General features: G+C 62.5%; 14 protein-coding genes. 10 read left to right on the forward strand and 4 right to left on the reverse strand.

The genetic code is table 11. From position 1 onward, the window contains the following. The first annotated feature begins 139 nt into the window (after positions 1-139). The 6 genes from recC to yfiB all read left to right on the forward strand — a co-directional run bounded on the left by recC (position 140) and on the right by yfiB (position 11,784). Positions 140-3,586, forward strand: a complete 3,447-nt coding sequence (recC, locus tag KL786_RS26725; protein WP_215519488.1) for an exodeoxyribonuclease V subunit gamma — start codon at positions 140-142, stop codon at positions 3,584-3,586. Then, the gene (gene recB, locus KL786_RS26730; RefSeq protein ID WP_215519489.1) at positions 3,586-7,266 is read left to right on the forward strand and encodes an exodeoxyribonuclease V subunit beta; all 3,681 of its coding nucleotides are present in this window, start codon (positions 3,586-3,588) and stop codon (positions 7,264-7,266) included. Before recC ends, recB begins: the two co-directional genes overlap by 1 nt. Next, positions 7,263-9,311 (forward strand): exodeoxyribonuclease V subunit alpha, encoded by a 2,049-nt coding sequence (gene recD / locus KL786_RS26735; protein WP_215519490.1) that lies wholly within the window; start codon positions 7,263-7,265, stop codon positions 9,309-9,311. The genes recB and recD overlap by 4 nt, the downstream gene beginning before the upstream one ends. 139 nt (positions 9,312-9,450) lie before the next feature. Continuing rightward, positions 9,451-10,023, forward strand: coding sequence for a regulatory sequestration protein YfiR (yfiR, locus tag KL786_RS26740; RefSeq protein ID WP_215519491.1), 573 nt, complete (start codon positions 9,451-9,453; stop codon positions 10,021-10,023). Beyond that, positions 10,020-11,288 (forward strand): diguanylate cyclase DgcN/YfiN, encoded by a 1,269-nt coding sequence (gene dgcN, locus KL786_RS26745; RefSeq protein ID WP_215519492.1) that lies wholly within the window; start codon positions 10,020-10,022, stop codon positions 11,286-11,288. Before yfiR ends, dgcN begins: the two co-directional genes overlap by 4 nt. Then, entirely contained in the window at positions 11,269-11,784 is a 516-nt protein-coding gene (gene yfiB, locus KL786_RS26750; RefSeq protein WP_390898793.1) for an outer membrane lipoprotein YfiB, read from the forward strand. The genes dgcN and yfiB overlap by 20 nt, the downstream gene beginning before the upstream one ends. 85 nt (positions 11,785-11,869) lie before the next feature. Here the strand turns inward: yfiB and KL786_RS26755 are convergent, their stop codons facing one another. Continuing rightward, on the reverse strand, positions 11,870-12,817 hold the full coding sequence (locus KL786_RS26755; RefSeq protein ID WP_215519494.1) for a LysR family transcriptional regulator: 948 nt from the start codon (positions 12,815-12,817) through the stop codon (positions 11,870-11,872). A 131-nt stretch (positions 12,818-12,948) separates the two neighbouring features. Here KL786_RS26755 and KL786_RS26760 point away from each other — a divergent pair, with 131 nt between their 5' ends. Together KL786_RS26760 and mmsB are read left to right on the forward strand one after the other, a co-directional pair. Further along, a complete protein-coding gene (locus tag KL786_RS26760) occupies positions 12,949-14,475 on the forward strand; it encodes a CoA-acylating methylmalonate-semialdehyde dehydrogenase (protein ID WP_215519495.1) in 1,527 nt (508 codons plus the stop codon). A 14-nt stretch (positions 14,476-14,489) separates the two neighbouring features. Then, positions 14,490-15,377 carry a 3-hydroxyisobutyrate dehydrogenase gene (mmsB, locus tag KL786_RS26765; RefSeq protein WP_032862808.1) on the forward strand — a complete coding sequence of 296 codons (888 nt, stop codon included), beginning with the start codon at positions 14,490-14,492 and terminating at the stop codon, positions 15,375-15,377. A gap of 48 nt (positions 15,378-15,425) precedes the next feature. Here mmsB and KL786_RS26770 read toward each other — a convergent pair whose 3' ends face one another. Next, positions 15,426-15,770: a cupin domain-containing protein gene (locus KL786_RS26770; RefSeq protein WP_032862809.1), complete on the reverse strand. Its 345-nt coding sequence runs from the start codon at positions 15,768-15,770 to the stop codon at positions 15,426-15,428. Between the two features lie 366 nt (positions 15,771-16,136). On the opposite strand from KL786_RS26770, the gene kynB reads away from it, so the two are divergent. Together kynB and kynA are read left to right on the forward strand one after the other, a co-directional pair. Then, on the forward strand, positions 16,137-16,787 hold the full coding sequence (gene kynB, locus KL786_RS26775; RefSeq protein ID WP_070994420.1) for an arylformamidase: 651 nt from the start codon (positions 16,137-16,139) through the stop codon (positions 16,785-16,787). Next, positions 16,784-17,641 carry a tryptophan 2,3-dioxygenase gene (gene kynA, locus KL786_RS26780; protein ID WP_215519496.1) on the forward strand — a complete coding sequence of 286 codons (858 nt, stop codon included), beginning with the start codon at positions 16,784-16,786 and terminating at the stop codon, positions 17,639-17,641. The genes kynB and kynA overlap by 4 nt, the downstream gene beginning before the upstream one ends. 189 nt (positions 17,642-17,830) lie before the next feature. Here kynA and KL786_RS26785 read toward each other — a convergent pair whose 3' ends face one another. Next, the gene (locus KL786_RS26785; protein ID WP_215519497.1) at positions 17,831-19,234 is read right to left on the reverse strand and encodes an amino acid permease; all 1,404 of its coding nucleotides are present in this window, start codon (positions 19,232-19,234) and stop codon (positions 17,831-17,833) included. 71 nt (positions 19,235-19,305) lie between these two features. Further along, positions 19,306-20,313, reverse strand: a complete 1,008-nt coding sequence (gene antC / locus KL786_RS26790) for an anthranilate 1,2-dioxygenase electron transfer component AntC (RefSeq protein WP_215519498.1) — start codon at positions 20,311-20,313, stop codon at positions 19,306-19,308. Positions 20,314-20,380: the final 67 nt, after the last annotated feature.

Genomic DNA, 20,380 nt, shown 5'->3' on the forward strand with positions numbered 1-20,380 from the left:
AAGATTAAATTCCGAAACCCCAATTGCGAAAGCAGTTGGGGTTTTGTTTTGGGCGCTCGGAAAGGGGCTGCTTGCAGCTTGCACCCGCCTTCAATGCTAAAGTCCCTCCCTCGATTTTGCTTTTCCCAAGGAAGCCGTTATGCCGGATGCAACGTCCCTCAGCGCTGGATTCATGGTCGTCCACGGCAATCGCCTGGATGAACTGCGCAGCCTGGTTGTCAGTTGGATGCGCCGTTACCCACTGGCTCCCCTGGAAAACGAAATCGCCCTGGTGCAAAGCAACGGTATCGCGCAATGGCTCAAATTGGCGCTTGCTGAAGATCCGGAAGATGACGATATGGGTGGTTGCGGCATCGCCGCTGCGATCGACGTGCAACTGCCCGGCAGTTTCATGTGGCAGCTCTATCGCATGGTGCTGGGCCGTGACGAAATCCCGGTCAAATCCCTGTTGGATAAAGCCCCGCTGACTTGGCGTCTTATGCGCCTGTTACCCGAGCTGATCGACCAACCGCACTTCGAGCCCCTGCAACGCTTCCTCACCCATGACACCGACCTGCGCAAACGCTACCAACTGGCAGAGCGCCTGGCCGACCTGTTCGACCAATATCAGGTTTACCGCGCAGACTGGCTGGAGGACTGGGCTGCTGGCCGTCACCAACTGCGCAATGTCCGAGGCGAGTCCAAGGCTCTGAGCCCCGCGAACTGCTGGCAGGCCGAGCTATGGCGGGCGTTGCTGCTGGATGTCGGGGAGGAAGGCATGGCGCAGAGCCGGGCCGGTGTCCATCAGCGTTTTATCGAACGTATCAATCACCTGGCGACCGCCCCGCAAGGCCTGCCGTCCCGAGTCATTGTGTTTGGCATTTCTTCCTTGCCCGCCCAGGCCCTTGAGGCTCTGGCCGGCCTGGCGCGTTTCAGCCAGGTATTGCTCTGCGTACACAACCCTTGCCGTCACCACTGGTCCGACATCGTTGCCGATAAAGACCTGCTGAGAAACGAATACAAACGCCAGGCGCGCAAGACCGGGATGCCCGTCACCATCGACCCGCAAACCTTGCACCAGCACGCCCACCCACTGTTGGCCGCCTGGGGCAAGCAAGGTCGCGACTACATCAACCTGCTGGACAGCTACGACGATCCCAACAGCTACCGCTCAGCGTTCCGCGACGGTCGTATCGACCTGTTCAGCGACAGCGAGCCGACCACAATCCTCAACCAGTTGCAGGACGATATCCTCGAACTGCGCCCGCTCAACGAAACCCGCGAACGCTGGCCCGCTGTCGATCTTCTGCACGACAGCTCGATCCGTTTCCATATCGCCCACAGCGCCCAGCGCGAAGTGGAAATCCTCCACGACCAACTGCTGCAGCGCTTTAGCGACAACCCCTCGCTGCGCCCCCGCGACGTTATCGTCATGGTCCCGGACGTCGACAGCTATGCACCGCATATCCGCGCGGTATTCGGCCAGCTGGATAAAAAAGACCCACGCTTCATCCCCTTCACCCTGACTGATCAGGGCCAGCGTGGTCGAGATCCACTGTTGATCGCGGTCGAACATCTGCTCAAACTCCCGGACAGCCGCTTCCCAGTCAGCGAAATCCTCGACTTGCTGGACGTTCCCGCCCTGCGCGAACGTTTCGCCATCCAGGAGCGCGACCTGCCCACCCTGCACCGCTGGATAGAAGGCGCCGGCATCCGCTGGGGCCTTAATGCCGAACAACGCGCAGGCCTTGGCCTGCCCACTGAACTGGAGCAGAACAGCTGGCGTTTCGGCCTGCGCCGCATGCTGCTGGGCTATGCCGTCGGCAGCGGCGCAGCCTGCGCGGGCATTGAGCCCTATGACGAAATCGGCGGCCTCGACGCCGCGCTGATCGGCCCACTGGTCGCCTTGCTTGACGCACTGCACGATGCCCACCAAGCCCTGTCACAACCGGCGACACCGCAAACCTGGGGCGTACGCCTGCAAGACCTGATGCAGCGCTTCTTCCTGCCCAGCAATGAACACGATGACTATCTGCTGGGCCAGTTGGAGCAACTGCGCGAAGACTGGCTGGAAACCTGCGAGTCCGTCGGCCTGTATGACGAATTACCGTTGACCGTCGTTCGTGAGGCCTGGCTTGCCGGCCTCGACCAGGGCCGCCTGTCCCAGCGCTTCCTCGCGGGTGCCGTGAACTTCTGCACCCTGATGCCGATGCGTGCGATTCCGTTCAAACTGGTGTGCCTGCTAGGCATGAATGATGGCGACTATCCTCGCGCCCAGCCGCCGCTGGATTTCGACCTGATGGGCAGCGACTACCGCCCCGGCGACCGTTCACGTCGCGAAGATGACCGTTATCTATTGCTTGAAGCCCTGCTCTCGGCGCGCGACCAGCTCTACATCAGTTGGGTGGGGCGCAGCATCCGCGACAACAGCGAGCGCCCAGCCTCTGTGCTGATCGGCCAGTTGCGCGACCACCTGGCCAGCGGCTGGCAGCATGCCCAAGAGCCGCCGCTGCTGGAGGCAATGACCCAGGAACACCCGCTGCAACCCTTCAGTGCGCGCTATTTTCACGAGGGTGATCCACTGTTCAGCTACGCCCGCGAATGGCAGCTGTTACATGAAGCCCAAGGCGAGCCCGGCGAAGCAACCCGCCTGGCACCCTACCTCCAGGAAGACCCTTTGAGCCTGGGGCAGTTGCAAGACTTCCTGCGTAACCCCGTCAGACATTTCTTCAGCCAGCGCCTCAAGGTGTTTTTCGAAGCGGCCGAAGTGCCCCTGGCCGATGAAGAGCCTTTTGTCCTCGATGCCTTGCAGCGCTACACCTTGAGTGACAGCCTGCTCGCTGCCGCGTTGACCGACCCGGACCATCTGGAGCAAGCCCTGGAGGCCCAGGCACAACGTCTTCAAGGCAGTGGCCTGTTGCCCATGGTGGGTTTCGGCGAATGCCTGCGTAATGAACTGATCGAGCCCTTGCCTGACTTGCTGCAACGCTACCAGCAACTCCTGGCGCTTTGGCCTGTGCCCCACAACACGGCAGAACCTGTCAGCTTCACGCACCAAGGTGTTGAACTCGACGGTTGGATCAGCGGCTTGCACGGCCGCAGTGATGGCGGTTTGCTCAGCGTGACCACCATCCCCAACAGCATCGGCTCGATCAAGACCCGCAAATGGCATCGCCTGATTCGCCCATGGGTCAATCACCTGGTGGCCTGTGCGTGCGGCTTGCCCCTGAGCACCGGCCTGGTGGCCAGTGATGACACCCTCTTGCTGGCCCCACTGGAGCAAAATACGGCCCAGGACATTCTCGGTAACCTGCTCCTGGCCTGGCAGGCGGGCATGAGCGAGCCACTACCGGTGGCAGTCAAAACCGCGTTTGCCTGGCTCGGCCAAACTGACCCGGACAAAGCCCAGGCTGCCGCCCTTAAAACCTACGAAGGCGATGGCATCACCCACGATGGCGAGCGCCGCGAAAGCCCTGCACTCACTCGGCAATTTCCCGACTATGCGGCCCTGATTGCCAGCGAGGATTTCGAAGGCTGGTGTGAAACCTTGTACCGCCCAATGATCACCGCCCCCTGGCGATCACTGACCAGCCAGGAGGCTCACTGATGAGCGCCACCAAACCCCTGGCACTGGCCTTTCCGCTGCACGGCAGCCAACTGATCGAAGCCAGCGCCGGTACAGGCAAGACCTTCACCATCTCGGCGTTGTACCTGCGCCTGGTCCTGGGTCATGGTGGCGACGAAGCCGGTTTTGGCCGCGAATTACTGCCGCCACAAATTCTCGTCGTAACGTTCACCGATGCCGCGACCAAAGAACTGCGCGAACGCATCCGCACCCGTCTTGCGGAGGCCGCACGCTACTTTCGTGATGAAATCCAGCAGCCCGACGCGCTGATCGCCGAACTGCGAGATCAGTACAGCACCGACCAATGGCCCGCCTGCGCCAACCGACTCGACATCGCCGCGCAATGGATGGACGAAGCCGCCGTCTCGACCATCCACAGTTGGTGCCAGCGCATGCTGCGCGAGCACGCCTTCGACAGTGGCAGCCTGTTTACCCAGACCCTGGAAACCGACCACAGTGACCTGCTCGGCGAAGTGCTGCGCGATTATTGGCGCCTGTTCTGCTACCCGATGCACGGCGATGCCCTGAACTGGGTTCGCAACAACTGGGGCGGCCCGGCGGCGCTGATGCCCCGGGTGCGTGCGCTGTTTGGCAGTGAGCGCCCCAGTGACGACCCGCGCGAGCCGGCCGAACTGATCGAGGCCTGCCTGCACGAACGCCGTGAGGCCCTGGTGGCGATCAAGGCCCCTTGGCAACAATGGGCCGTCGAGCTGCGCGAGATCTGCTTGCAAGCCGTCGCCGCCAAAGCTGTCGATGGCCGCAAAATGCAGGCCCGTTATTTTGAACCCTGGTTCGAGAAAATCAGCGCCTGGGCCGCCGACGAAACCCTGGAGCAACTGGATATCGGCACCGGCTTCACCCGCCTGACGCCCGACGGCATGGCCGAAGCCTGGAAGGGCGACGCGCCCCATCATCCCGGTATCGAGGCCATGGCGGGGCTCAAAGCCAGCCTCGACGCCTTGCCAACGCCCGACGCCGCCGTGTTGCAACACGCGGCCGCGTGGGTGGGCAAACGTTTTGAAGATGAGAAGCGCCGGCGAGCCGAGATGGGCTTCGACGACATGCTCATTCGCCTGGACGCCGCGCTGCAAACTGAGGGCGGCGAGCGCTTGGCCAGCGTGATCCGCGAGCAATTCCCGGTGGCCCTGATCGACGAATTCCAGGACACCGACCCGGTGCAGTACCGGATTTTCGAAAGCATCTACCGCATTGAAGACAACAACCCACACAGCGGGCTGTTCCTGATCGGTGACCCCAAGCAGGCGATCTACGCCTTTCGCGGCGCTGATATCTACACCTACCTGCGCGCGCGCCAGGCCACGACCGGGCGCCTGCACACCCTGGGCACCAACTTTCGCTCCAGCCATGCCATGGTCGAGGCGGTCAACCATGTGTTCGAGCGTGCGGAAACCGGACGTGGGGCGTTTCTGTTCCGCGAGCCAGACGGCGAGAACCCGGTGCCGTTCCAGCCGGTATCGTCCCAAGGCCGCAAGGAACAATTGCAGGTTGATGGCCACACACTGCCCGCCCTGAATATCTGGCACCTGCCCACCGACCAGCCGATCTCCAATGTGCTCTATCGCCAACAACTGGCCGGCGCGTGTGCCAGCCAGATCGTCGCGTTGCTCAATGGCGGCCAGCAGGGCAGTGCAGGGTTTATCAAGGATGCGGACTTCACCCCGGTGCAGCCGTCGAACATCGCCATCCTTGTGCGTGACGGCAAGGAAGCCCAGGCCGTGCGCGGTGAACTGGCCGCGCGTGGCGTGCGCAGCGTGTATCTGTCGGACAAGGATTCGGTATTCGCCTCCCAGGAAGCCCACGACCTGCTCGCCTGGCTCAAGGCCTGTGCCGAACCCGATGTCGAGCGCCCGCTGCGTGCCGCGCTGGCCTGCGTCACCCTCAACCTGTCGCTGGCGGAACTGGAGCAACTGAATCAGGACGAATTGGCCTGGGAGCAGCGGGTCATGCAGTTTCGCGACTACCGCGTGGTCTGGCGGACCCAAGGCGTGCTGCCAATGCTGCGGCGCCTGCTGCATGACTTCAAATTGCCGCAAACCCTGATCGCCCGCAGCGATGGCGAGCGCGTGCTGACCAACCTGTTGCACCTGTGCGAATTACTGCAACAAGCGGCTGCTGAACTGGACGGTGAACAAGCACTGATCCGCCATCTGGCCGAACACCTGGCACTCTCGGGCCAGGCCGGCGAAGAGCAGATCCTGCGCCTGGAAAGCGATGAGCAACTGGTCAAGGTGGTGACCATCCACAAATCCAAGGGCCTGGAATACGACCTGGTGTTCCTGCCGTTTATCTGCTCGGCCAAGCCCGTCGACGGCAGCCGCCTGCCGCTGCATTACCACGATGCCCACGGCAAGTCCCAGGTCAGCCTCAAACCCACCGCCGAACTGATCGCCCAGGCCGATGACGAGCGCCTGGCCGAAGACCTGCGCTTGTTCTACGTAGCCTTGACCCGGGCCAAACATGCCTGTTGGCTCGGCGTGGCCGACCTCAAGCGCGGCAACAATAACAGTTCGGTCTTGCACCTCTCGGCCCTGGGCTATCTGCTGGGCGGCGGCGCGCCCCTGGGTGAGTCCGCAGCCCTGGCTCGCTGGCTGATGGACTTGCAGGACGGCTGCGCGGCGATTGCCTATGGGCAAATGCCAGACGCCGACACCAGCACCTACCAGCCACCGCGCAATGAAGCGACCTTGCTTGCGCCGCTGCTACCCAAGCGCAAGGCGGCGGAAAACTGGTGGATTGCCTCCTACAGCGCCCTGCGCATTGGCGAAAGCATGAGCGCCGCCAGCCTGGAGGCCCCGGAAAGCCCACAAGCGCAGAAGCTGTTCGACGACGAACGCCTGGACCCGGATGCACCACGGGAAGTCGCCGCGTCTGGCGGTGACATCCACCGTTTCCCACGCGGTCCCAACCCCGGGACCTTTCTCCATGGGCTACTGGAATGGGCCGGCAACGAGGGCTTCAACGTCACGCCCGAAGCCATCGAAGATGCGGTCGCCCGGCGCTGCAACCGACGCGGTTGGGAAGGCTGGATCGGCACCCTCAGTGGCTGGCTCGGGCACCTGCTGCAAGCGCCGCTGGGCCTGGGTCATGGGCAGGCATCGGTGACCCTGGGTGACTTGCAGCACTATCAGATCGAAATGGAGTTCTGGTTCGCCAGCCACAAAGTCGACGTGCTCGCCCTCGACCAATTGGTCTGCCAATACACCCACGACGGCGTGTCGCGGGTGGCCGCCGAACCGGTGTTGCTCAATGGCATGTTCAAGGGGTTTATCGACCTGACCTTCGAACACGACGGCCGCTACTACGTGGCCGACTACAAATCCAACTGGCTCGGCGCCGACGATGCGGCCTACACCCGCGAGGCCATGGAACAGTCGATTCTTGACCATCGTTATGATCTGCAATACGTCCTCTACCTGCTGGCCCTGCATCGCCAGCTCAAGGCACGCCTGCCCGATTACGACTACGAGCGGCATGTGGGCGGCGCGCTCTACCTGTTCCTGCGTGGCACCCAGGCGGTGAGCCAGGGCGCGTATTTCACCCGGCCACCACGGGAACTGATCGAGCGCCTGGACCTGCTGTTCCAGGGCAAACCGCCACCGCCCAAGGTCGAACCGGCCTGGGAACAAGGAGTCCTGCTATGAGCCTCTCGACTATGCCGCTGGAGGCACTGGCACCGCTGGACCGCGCTGACGACCTGATGCACCTGCTTGCGCGCTGGGTCGAGCGTGGCTGGTTGCGGGCGCTGGACAAGGCGTTCGTGGGCTTTCTCCACGAGCTCGATCCACAGGCCGATCCCCTGGTGCTGCTGGCTGCGGCCCTGACCAGTCACCAACTGGGCCACGGTCACGTGTGCCTGGACTTGTTCGAAACCTTGAGTGCCCCGGATTTTGCCCTGTCGCTGCCGCCGGAAGGTGACGTGCAGAGCGGCGTGATGTTGCTGCCCTCGCAACTGCTTGATGGCCAGGAAGGCGCCCATTGGTGCCACACCCTGGCGGCGAGCCCGCTGGTGGCGCTGGCCGTCGATGGCAGTGCGGCGGCGCAAAGCCGGCCACTGGTATTGTCGGGCAAGCGCCTGTATCTGCGACGCTACTGGACCTATGAGCGGCGCATCGACAGCGCACTGCGCCAGCGCCTGGCGACCCAGGAAGCCATTTCGGCCGACTTGCCTCAACGCTTGAATGGCCTGTTCGACCAGGCGCCGCCGGAGGGTGTGGTCGATTGGCAGAAGCTCGCCTGTGCCCTCGCCACGCGCGGTGCGTTCAGCATCGTCACCGGCGGCCCCGGCACCGGCAAGACCACCACCGTGGTGCGCCTGCTGGCATTGCTGCAAGCGCCGGCGGTGGAGCAGGGTATGGCGCTGCGCATCCGTCTCGCGGCGCCTACCGGCAAGGCGGCGGCACGCTTGACCGAGTCCATCAGCCAGCAAGTGCGTTCGCTGCAAGTGCCTGACGCGGTGCGCGAAAAAATCCCCACCGAGGTCACCACCGTGCACCGCCTGCTGGGCAGCCGTCCTGGCACCCGGCATTTTCGTCATCACGCGGGCAACTTGTTGCCGCTGGATGTGCTGGTGGTCGATGAAGCCTCGATGATCGACCTGGAAATGATGGCCAACCTGCTGGACGCCTTGCCACCCCATGCGCGGCTGGTGCTGCTGGGGGACAAGGACCAATTGGCCTCGGTGGAAGCCGGCGCGGTGCTCGGCGACTTGTGCCGGGATGCCGAGGCTGGCTGGTACACCCCCCACACCCGGCAATGGTTGGAACACGTCAGCGGTGAAAGCTTGGCGGGCAGCGGCCTGCAGGAAGACCTCGACGCCAGTCATCCCCTGGCACAACAAGTGGTCATGCTGCGCTACTCCCGACGTTTCGGCGAAGGCAGTGGCATCGGTCAGTTGGCACGCTGGGTCAACCAGCAGAATCCCGAACAGGCCCGACAACTGCTGGACGCCGGCAGCCATGACCTGTTTCGCCTGAGTCTCAAGGGCGAGCATGACCGCGCCCTGGAGCGCCTGGTGCTGGACGGGCAGGGCGCCGATGCCCACGGCTATCGCTATTACCTGAACCTGTTGCGCACCTCGCGCCCAGCGGCCGAGACGCCCCGCGACGACCCGCGCTGGACCGACTGGGCGCGCCAGCTGTTACAAGCCTTCGATGCCTTCCAACTGCTGTGCGCGGTGCGTAAGGGGCCTTGGGGTGTGGAAGGCCTCAACCAGCGCATTACCGCCGCGTTACTCAAGGCCCGGCTGATCGACAGCGACCAGCAATGGTATGAAGGCCGCCCGGTGCTGATGACCCGCAACGACTACGGCCTGGGCTTGATGAACGGCGACATTGGTATCGCCTTGAAATTGCCCGAAAGCGACGGCGGTCCACAGGTGCTGCGTGTGGCCTTCCCACGCAATGATGGCCAGGGCGGGGTGCGTTTTGTCCTGCCGAGCCGGCTCAATGACGTGGAAACCGTCTACGCCATGACCGTGCACAAGTCCCAGGGCTCGGAGTTCGCCCACACGGCCCTGATCCTGCCGGATGCGTTGAACCCGGTGTTGACCAAGGAGTTGATCTATACCGGCATCACCCGGGCCAAGGATCGCTTCAGTTTGATCGAGACCCGTGGCGGGGTTTTCGAGGAAGCAGTGCGGCGCAAGGTGAAACGTTTGAGCGGGCTGATGTTGGAGCTGGGTGCGTAATGGGTCGGGAAAAACCTGACCGTTGTGTAGGTTTTTTCTTAATAAATGGCGGAATCTACCTAGGCCCCGCCTCGCTGGGGTTTCCGCCAATATGCTATCGTTGCGGCATCATCCCGAGAAGATCAAAGAGAATCGCTGCATGAACGTGGCTGTCTCGCCCGCAGAGCGTAGTTGGAGCTGGAGACGAATGCTGCTGTTGGCCGTTCTGTGCTTTGTCACGCCTTTGGCTTTTGCCCAGGTGTCCACTGCCAGTGCGGCCGACCAGCGAGCCCAGGCAGTGACCCAAGTGGTACTGGGGATTCTCAGCTACGCCCGTTGGCCGGTAGAGCCCACCCAACTGCGCTTGTGCATCGTTGGCCCGACCCAATACACCGATGACCTGGTCAAGGGCACCACCCAGGCCTCCGGCCGGCCGGTGGTGGTCCAGCGTCTGTTGGCGGATAACCCTGCCATCGTCAACGCCTGCGACGCGCTGTATATCGGCAAGCTCACCCCTGAGGAACGCAGCCGCCTGTTCACCGCGCTGATCGGCCATCCAGTACTGAGCATCAGCGAAGGCGGCGACCAATGCACCGTAGGCAGCCTGTTCTGCCTGCGGGTGAGCGATGAGCAGGTATCGTTCGAGGTCAACCTCGACTCCGTGGCCCGCAGCGGCGTGCGCATTCATCCCAGCGTCCTGCAATTGTCCCGTCGCCGAGCGCCGGAACCATGAGGCTGCGCACCGCCACAACCCGCCCCACATTACGCTCGGTCCTGGGTCGCGGGCACCTGAGTGTGGCGTTGCTGGCAGTGGGCATGGCCAGTGTGTCCCTGACCCTGCTCGGTGTGCTGGCCCTGCGGGTCTACGCCGATCACAACCTGCACCTGATCGCGCGCTCCATCAACTACACCGTGGAAGCGGCAGTGGTGTTCAACGACCGCGTAGTGGCCACCGAGGCCCTGGCGATGATCGCCTCCACCGAAGAAGTGGCCGAAGCCCGGGTGTTGGATGTGAACGGCGTCACGCTGGCGCACTGGGTGCGCCCGGAAACAGGGGTGCTGTCCAGGGTGGAGCTGGAGCTGGCCCATTCGCTGCTTGAAGAGCCCATCAGCCAACCGATCCTGCGCGACGGCAAAAAAATCGGCACCGTCGAGTTGAGTGGCCACGGCGGTAGCCTGTTGCGCTTTTTGCTCAGCGGCCTGGCCGGGATCATCGTCTGCACGGCCCTCAGCGGCTGGGTGGCGATCTACCTGGCGCGACGCATGTTGCGCGGCATCACCGGCCCACTGCACCGCCTGGCTGATGTGGCCCACGCCGCGCGCAGCGAGCGGGCTTTCGACCGGCGCGTACCGCCGGCGCAGATTGCCGAACTCGACAGCCTGGGCAATGACTTCAATGCCCTGCTCGACGAACTGGAAGCCTGGCAAACCCACCTGCAAAGCGAGAATGAAACCCTCGCTCACCAGGCCAGCCATGACAGCCTGACCGGGCTGCCCAACCGCGCGTTCTTCGAGGGCAGGCTGATTCGCGCGTTGCGCAGTGCGGCCAAACTCAACGAGCGGGTGGCGGTGCTGTTTCTCGACAGCGACCGTTTCAAAGACATCAATGACAGCTTTGGCCACGCCGCCGGCGACGTGGTGCTGGTGGCGGTGGCCGCGCGGGTGCGTGCGCAACTGCGCGAAAGTGACCTGGTGGCACGCCTGGGTGGTGACGAATTCGCCATCCTGCTCTCACCCCTGCACAAGCTCGAAGATGCCCAGCGCATCGCCGACAAAATCATCGCCAGCATGGACCAACCCATTGCGCTGCCGGGCAACACCCAAGTGTTGACCTCACTCAGTATCGGCATCGCCGTTTATCCCGATCATGGCGTCACTCCCGGCGCCCTGCTCAATGCCGCAGACGCGGCAATGTACCAGGCCAAACGCCTTTCCCAGGGTGGCCAGCACACGGCAGAGTCGGAGCACTCTGTCGCCAATGTTCAACACAGGAGTTGATCCCTTGTTTGCTAACACACGCGTTCTCTTTATCACCTTGTTTATCGCCCTGCTGGCGCTGAGCGGCTGCCAGACCGCCCCGCCCAAAGGCCTGACACCCGCGCAAGTGGTGGTGCTCAAGCAACAAGGCTTCGAACTGACTGACGAAGGCTGGGCGTTTGGCCTGTCGGGCAAAGTGCTGTTTGGCAGCGACGTCGAAAAACTCAACAAGCCCAGCACTGAAATCGTCGAACGCATCGGCAAGGCCCTCTCTGGCGTAGGCATCGAACGCGTGCGCGTAGACGGCCACACCGATGCCTCGGGCAAGGAGTCCTACAACCAGCAACTGTCCCTGCGCCGGGCGAAAAGCGTCGGCAAGGTCTTGGTCGCCGTGGGTATGAAGGAAGAAAATGTGCAACTGCGCGGCCTGGGCAGCAGCGAGCCGGTAGCGCCCAACACCACAGTGGCGGGGCGTACCGAAAACCGCCGGGTATCGATTGTGGTGATCGCCGACTGAGCCAACAACTCGGTCTAAATTTGAAATACGTTCAACTGTGGGAGCGGGCTTGCTCGCTCCCACAGTTGGTTCAGCGTTCTGGCGGCTATTGGGCAAACACCATCGTCCGCGTTTGCCCCATCAACAACCCCTGGTTCTGCTCCGTCACCTCACGGATGTAATCCCACAACAATGTAATCCGCTTCAACTTCCTCAAGTCCTCCCGGCAATACATCCAGAACTGCCGCGTAATAGCGATCTCCTCCCCCAACACCGGCAGCAACCGCGGATCCTGCGCCGCCAAGAAGCACGGCAATATCGCCAGTGAACGCCCCTGCTGCGCCGCCACGTACTGCGCAATCACGCTGGTGCTGCGCAGGCTGGCGCTGGCGCCCGGTACGACATTGGCCAGGTACAGCAGCTCCGAGCTGAACGCCAGGTCATCCACATAACTGATAAACGGATGCTCGGCCAGGTCGGCGGGGCGGCGGATGGGGGGGTGTTGGTCGAGGTAGTCCTGGGTCGCGTACAGCTGCAGTTTGTAGTCGCACAGTTTGCAGCACACGTAGGGCCCGTGTTCCGGGCGTTCCAGGGCGATGACGATGTCGGCTTCGCGCTTGGACAGGCTGATGAAGTGGGGCAGGGGCAGGATATCCACTGAGATCGCCGGGTAGGTGTCGACGAAGTGGCTCAGTTGCGGGGTGACGAAGAAACTGCCGAAGCCCTCGGTGCAGCCCATGCGCACATGCCCGGACAGCGCCACACCAGAGCCGGACACTTGTTCGCAGGCCATGTGCAGGGTGCTTTCGATGGACTCGGCGTAACCCAGCAAACGCTGGCCTTCGTTGGTCAGGACAAAGCCGCTGGTGCGGGATTTTTCGAACAGCAGGGTGCCCAGGGATCCTTCCAGCGAACTGATGCGCCGCGACACCGTGGTGTAGTCCACTGCCAGGCGCTTGGCGGCGACGCTGGCCTTGCGGGTGCGCGCCACTTCGAGGAAAAACTTCAGGTCATCCCAGTTCAGCGACCCCAAGGATGTGATGTTTTTTTGCATGTTGGACCGGCTTTTATGTGGGTTCTTATTGGATGTTTGCACATCTATACTCCAAAAATCGTCCGAACGCCTCATCCTCAAGGCGCTTCACGCCTTGGCTCTCTGCATAACTACAAGATCTGGAGACCACAATGAACGCATCGCTTACGTCTGCCGATACCACCGTGAAACAGGCCAAACTGTTGATCAACGGTGAATGGGTCGAGTCCAAGACCACCGAGTGGCAAGACATCGTCAACCCGGCGACCCAGCAAGTCCTGGCCCGTGTGCCCTTTGCCACGGCCGATGAAGTCAACGCTGCCATCGACGCCGCCCATCGCGCCTTCCAGACCTGGAAGCTGACGCCAATCGGCGCGCGCATGCGCATCATGCTCAAGCTACAGGCGCTGATCCGCGAGCACTCCAAGCGCATTGCCGCCGTGCTCAGCGCCGAGCAGGGCAAGACCATTGCCGACGCTGAAGGCGATATTTTCCGTGGCCTGGAAGTGGTCGAGCACGCCTGTTCCATTGGCACCCTGCAAATGGGCGAGTTTGCCGAGAACGTGGCCGGTGGAGTCGACACCTACACCCTGCGCCAACCGATCGGCGTGTGCGCCGGGATCACCCCGTTCAACTTCCCGGCAATGATCCCGCTGTGGATGTTCCCGATGGCCATCGCCTGCGGTAACACCTTCGTGCTCAAGCCTTCGGAACAGGATCCACTGTCGACCCTGATGCTGGTGGAGCTGGCGCTGGAGGCTGGCGTGCCAGCGGGCGTGCTGAACGTGGTCCACGGTGGCAAGGATGTGGTGGACGCACTCTGCACCCACAAAGATATCAAGGCCGTGTCCTTCGTTGGCTCGACCGCCGTCGGCACCCACGTCTACGACCTGGCGGGCAAACACGGCAAGCGCGTGCAGTCGATGATGGGCGCGAAGAACCACGCCGTGGTCCTGCCGGACGCCAACCGCGAACAAACCCTCAATGCCCTGGTCGGCGCCGGTTTCGGTGCTGCCGGTCAACGCTGCATGGCCACTTCGGTGGTGGTGCTGGTGGGCGCCGCCAAGCAATGGCTGCCGGACCTCAAGGCCCTGGCGCAGAAACTCAAAGTGAACGCCGGCAGCGAAGCCGGAACGGACGTTGGCCCAGTGATTTCCAAGCGCGCCAAGGCACGTATCCTCGACCTGATCGAAAGCGGCGTGAAAGAAGGCGCCAAGCTGGAACTGGACGGCCGTGGCATCCAGGTGCCGGGCTTCGAGCAAGGTAACTTCGTCGGCCCGACCTTGTTCTCGGGCGTGACCACCGACATGCAGATCTACACCCAGGAAATCTTCGGCCCGGTGCTGGTGGTGCTGGAAGTCGACACCCTCGACGAAGCCATCGCCCTGGTCAACGCCAACCCGTTCGGCAACGGCACCGGCCTGTTCACCCAGAGCGGTGCGGCGGCGCGCAAGTTCCAGAGCGAAATCGACGTCGGCCAGGTGGGCATCAACATCCCGATCCCGGTGCCAGTCCCGATCTTCAGCTTCACTGGTTCCCGTGGTTCGAAACTCGGCGACCTGGGCCCGTACGGCAAGCAAGTGGTGCAGTTCTACACCCAGACCAAAACCGTCACCAGCCGCTGGTTCGACGACAGCAGTGTCAATGATGGCGTCAACACCACCATCAACCTGCGTTGATCAAGGAGACGACCATGAAGATTGCATTTATCGGCCTGGGCAACATGGGCGCGCCCATGGCCCGCAACCTGATCAAGGCCGGCCACGCGCTGAACCTGTTCGACCTGAACCAGACGGTGCTCAACGAACTGGCCGCGCTGGGCGGCACTATCAGCGCGTCGCCGCGGGATGCAGCCCAGGGCGCCGAGCTGGTGTTGACCATGCTGCCGGCCGCGGCCCATGTGCGCAGCGTCTGGCTGAATGAAGACGGCGTGCTCGCGGGCATCGGCAAGGGCGTGCCTGCGGTGGATTGCAGCACCATCGACCCGCAAACCGCGCGTGACGTAGCGGCTGCGGCAGCCAAACACGGCGTGGCGATGGCCGATGCACCGGTCTCCGGCGGCACCGGTGGCGCCCAGGCCGGGACGTTGACCTTTATGGTCGGCGCCAACCCGGAACTGTTCGCCACCCTGCAGCCGGTGCTGGCGCAGATGGGTCGCAACATCGTGCATTGCGGTGATGTGGGCACCGGGCAGATCGCCAAGATCTGCAACAACCTGCTGCTGGGGATCAGCATGGTTGGCGTCAGCGAGGCCATGGCCCTGGGCGATGCCCTGGGCATCGACACGCAAGTGCTGGCCGGCATCATCAACAGCTCCACCGGGCGCTGCTGGAGTTCCGACACCTACAACCCATGGCCGGGGGTGATCGAAACCGCGCCGGCCTCCCGGGGGTATACCGGCGGGTTTGGCGCCGACCTGATGCTCAAGGATTTGGGCCTGGCGACCGAAGCCGCGCGCCAGGCGCACCAGCCAGTGATCCTGGGCGCGGTGGCGCAGCAGTTGTATCAATCGATGAGCCAGCGCGGGGACGGGGGCAAGGACTTCTCGGCGATCATCAACAGCTATCGCAAACCCCAGTAAGGGATTTTCCGGGAGCCCGCGTCGGGCGGGCTCCCGGGTTTTTCGTGGTCAGGCAAACACGAAATACTTACGCACCGTCTCGACCACTTCCCACGTGCCCGTCATGCCGGGCTCCACCACAAAGATATCCCCAGCCCGCAGATGGATCGGCGCCAGGCCGTCCGGGGTGATCACGCAGTAGCCTTCCTGAAAGTGGCAGTACTCCCACTTCACATATTCCACCCGCCATTTGCCGGGGGTGCAGATCCAGGTGCCCATGATCTTGCTGCCGTCTTCGCTGGTATAGGCGTTGAGGTTGACGGTGTGCGGGTCACCTTCGAGCTTTTCCCATTTACAGGCGTCCAGCACCGGCAGGGGGTGGGTATCGCGCAATACGGTGATTGGCTGGGACATGATGGCTCCAAGGCAGGAAAGGGAAAGGTGAACCCTATAGCGCCGGGGCGAATGCCAGTGGTCTGAACTCGACATCGGGATGCCCAGAAGCGCATTGGCATACGATCTTAAAACCTGCACAGCCCCCCTGTGGGAGCGGGCTTGCCCGCGATGGCGCCGGATCAGTGAAAAATGCCTCAACTGACACACCGCCATCGCGGGCAAGCCCGCTCCCACATTTTTATCTGTGGGGCTGATGGATCCGTTCAATAATCAGACGTTTCTTCGCAGTAAGTGCGAAAGAAATCCTGCCGGGCGCTGGAAATCGCAAGAATATTTACCGCTGGCCCTCGTATCATTCACTTTAGAAACAACCGAGAGCCTCGTATGAATCCAATAAAAACGTGGTGGGATATCAGCCCACCCTTGAGCACCGCCACCCCGACGTGGCCGGGCGATACGCCGTTCCAGGAAGAACGCGTCTGGCAGTTCGGCCCCGAATGCCCGGTCAACGTCGGGCGTATCACCCTGTCGCCCCACACCGGCGCCCACGTCGATGCGCCGTTGCACTACAGCGCTGACGGTGCGCCTATCGGCGAAGTCTCGCTGGACGTGTATATGGGCCCGTGTCGGGTGCTGTACTGCCTGGACAGCGGCGCGCTGGTACAGCCGGAGCAGTTGCAGGGCCACCTGGATAACCTGCCGGAGCGGGTCCTGCTGCGTACTTATCACAAGGCGCCCCTGAGCAATTGGGATTCGAACTTCACCGCCGTCGCCAAGGAAACCGTCGAGCTGCTGGCCAGCCTCGGCGTGCGCCTGATCGGCATCGACACCCCGTCCCTGGACCCGCAACAGTCCAAGACCATGGACGCCCACAACGCCGTCGCCCGTCATGGCATGGCGATTCTCGAAGGCATCGTCCTCGACGACGTGCCGCAGGGCGACTACGAGTTGATCGCCCTGCCGCTGCGTTTTGCCAACCTCGATGCCAGCCCGGTACGAGCAATCCTGCGCCCGCTCAAGGAGCCCACGCGATGAGCCAGTGTCCTTTCTCCCCTGATTACCAGCCGCCGGAAGAATGGCACAACGCTGAGCTGAATTTTTCCGAGTCGATGAGCTACGGCGACTACCTGGACCTGGGCAAAGTGCTCACGGCCCAGCACCCGCTGTCGCCGGACCACAATGAAATGCTGTTTATCATCCAACACCAGACTTCCGAGCTGTGGATGAAGCTGATGCTCCACGAACTCAAGGCTGCCCGTGAACACGTGCGCCTGGGTGAGTTGGCGCCGGCGTTCAAGATGCTGGCGCGGGTGTCGCGGATCTTCGACCAACTGGTGCACGCCTGGGCGGTGCTGGCGACCATGACACCGTCGGAGTACAAGGCGATTCGCCCGTACCTGGGGCAGTCGTCGGGCTTCCAGTCGTTCCAGTACCGGGAAATCGAGTTCATCCTCGGCAATAAAAGCGCGGCACTGTTGCGGCCTCATGCGCATCGCCCGGAGCTGCTGAAGGAGCTGCAAGTGGCGATTGCCACACCGTCGCTGTATGACGAGGCGATCAACCTGATGATCAAGGCGGGCCTGACGATTGACCCGCAGCGCGCGCAACGCGACCCGACGGCGCCCACGGTGCATGACGAATCCGTGGAAGCGGCGTGGCGCGAGGTGTATCGCGATCCGAACCGGTACTGGGACCTGTACCAGTTGGCCGAGAAGTTTATCGACCTGGAAGACTCGTTCCGCCAGTGGCGCTTCCGCCATGTGACCACGGTGGAGCGGATCATCGGCTTCCAGCCGGGTACCGGCGGCACCGAGGGCGTGGGTTACCTGCGCAAGATGCTCGATACCGTGCTGTTCCCCGAGCTGTGGCGAGTGCGTTCAACGCTCTGATTGAAACCCAACAAAAAGCCCCGGCACTCATCGAGTACCGGGGCTTTTTGTTGGTAGTGCATTCCTGTTGTGGCCCTGTTCATGTGGGAGCCGGGCTTGCCCGCGATGCAGGCGGCTCGGTCGTTCAGTTAGACCGAGGCGCCTGCATCGCAGGCAAGCCAGCTCCCACACAAGCCAGCTCCTACCAGGTTATTGCGCGACGGCCAAGGCTTTGACCTTTCTCGACCGCAACCAGTACGCCGCAAACAGAATCCCCACCCACACCGGCATCGCATACACCGACGGGCGCATGTCCGGAATTGCCAGCATCACGCCTACGATCACCAGCATGAACGCCAGGCACAGGTAGTTGCTGAACGGGAACCAGAAGGTCTTGAACGACGGCACCACGCCTTGTTCGCCCATGGCCTTGCGGAACTTGATGTGGGTCAGGCTGATCAGCGCCCAGTTGATCATCAGCGAGGCAACCACCAGGGCAAACAACAGCACCAGTGCATCCTTGGGTGCCACGTAGTTGATCACTACGCACAGCAGCGTCACCAGGGCCGAAATGCCCAGGGCACGCAGTGGCACGCCTTGCTTGTTGAGCTTCATCAGCGCCTTGGGCGCGTCCCCTTGCTCGGCGAGGCCGAACAGCATGCGGCTGTTGCAGTACACGCCGCTGTTGTACACCGACAGCGCCGCAGTCAGCACCACGAAGTTGAGGATGTGCGCAGCGGTGTCGTTACCGATCAGCGAGAAGATCTGCACGAACGGGCTGGCGCTGTAGGCATCGCCCGAGGCGCCGAGGGTTTGCAGCAGTTGATCCCATGGGTACAGCGACAGCAGCACGGTGAGTGCGCCGACATAGAAAATCAGGATCCGGTACACCACCTGGTTGATCGCCTTGGGGATCACTTTGCGTGGCTCGCTGGCTTCGGCTGCGGTAATACCCACCAGCTCCAGGCCACCGAACGAGAACATGATGAAGGCCATGGCCATCAGCAGGCCCATGCCGCCATTGGGGAAGAAACCACCGTGGTCCCACAGGTTGCTGATCGACGCTTGCGGGCCGCCGGTGCCGCTGAACAGCAGGTAGCAGCCGAGCACGATCATGCCGATGATCGCCACCACCTTGATGATCGCGAACCAGAACTCGGTCTCACCGAAGAACTTCACGTTCAGGGTGTTGATCAGGTTCACCGCAATGAAGAACACCACGGCACTGACCCAGGTCGGTATTTCCGGCCACCAGAACTGGATGTACTTGCCCACGGCCGTCAATTCGGCCATGCCCACCAGCACATACAGCACCCAGTAGTTCCAGCCAGCGAGGAAGCCGGCATACCCGCCCCAGTATTTGTGGGCGAAGTGGCTGAAGGAGCCGGCGACCGGTTCCTCGACGATCATCTCGCCCAGCTGGCGCATGATCAGGAACGCGATGAACCCGGCTATCGCATAGCCCAGGATCATCGACGGCCCCGCCGACTTCAGTACCCCGGCCGAACCGAGGAACAAACCCGTACCAATCGCCCCTCCCAGGGCAATCAGCTGAATATGCCGGTTTTTCAGGCCACGCTTGAGGCCCACCGGGTTAACCATGTCATCCGCCATTAACATTCCCTTCTACTTGTTTTTTTCAGGGTTGATCCTGCACGCCAGACCCGCCCCTCACTGCTGAGGGGTCAGATATTACTCTCGGTAAACTTTTCGTAATACAGCTGAACGCCATCAAGTGCCTGATCTTGCAGCCAGTTCTTGATGGATTCGACCATTGGAGGGGGGCCGCATACGTACATATCGGCCGAACTGTCCCGCAATTCGGCCATGTCGAAATGCTCGGTCAGATAGCCACGTTTGCCGGTCCACTGCGGCGATGGGTCGCTGAGCACTTCGGTGTAGCGAAATCCCGGGATTGATTCGGCATAGGCCTGGATGCGCTGCGCTGCGCACAAATCTTCAGCGCCACGCACGCCGTAATACAGGTGCACCGGTTGCTCGCAGCCGCGCTCGGCCAATTCGTCCAGCATCCCCAGCAGCGCCGACAACCCGGTACCGCCAGCCACCAGTACCAGCGGCTGGGTGACGTGGCGCAGATAAAACGCGCCCAGTGGGGCCTCCAGTCGCAGTTCATCGCCGACTTGGCAGCGTTCGCGGATGTAATTGCTCATCACCCCGTCCGGCAGCAGGCGGATCAGAAACTGCAAACGGTTGCCCGGACGGTTGGCAAAGGAGTACGAGCGCTGACTATCGGTGCCGGGGATCGACAGCCGGGCGTACTGGCCCGGCAGGAAATCCAGGCCCTGCTCAAGCTGCAGCGACAAAATCGCGGTGCTGGCCGACACCTGTTGCACCGCGCACACCTTGGCGCTGAGCTGCACCGGCCCTGGCGCATTGCACAGGCTTGAATCGAAATCGAAGTAAAACGCCGCGTCGGATTGGACCCGGGTCTGGCAACTGAGCATCTTGCGTTGTTGCAGGTCGCGGTTGGAAAGCGCCTCGTCGTCGACATAATCCTGGCTGTAGTCGCCGGACTCGCAGCGCCCCTGGCAGGTGCCGCAGACACCTTCGCGGCAATCGAGGGGGATCTTGATCCCGTTGCGCAGCGCCGCATCCAGCAGGATCTCGTTGGCGCCCACCGGGAAGAACAAGGTCTTGCCGTCGGCAAAACTGAAGGCCACTTTGTGATTCATCCACCGTTCTCCATGGATTGGGTAATACCTGTAGGAGCGAGCTTGCTCGCGAAAATCGTTAACGATG

It is taken from the genome of Pseudomonas sp. TAE6080, from assembly GCF_018732265.1.
GTDB classification, from domain to species: domain Bacteria; phylum Pseudomonadota; class Gammaproteobacteria; order Pseudomonadales; family Pseudomonadaceae; genus Aquipseudomonas; species Aquipseudomonas brenneri.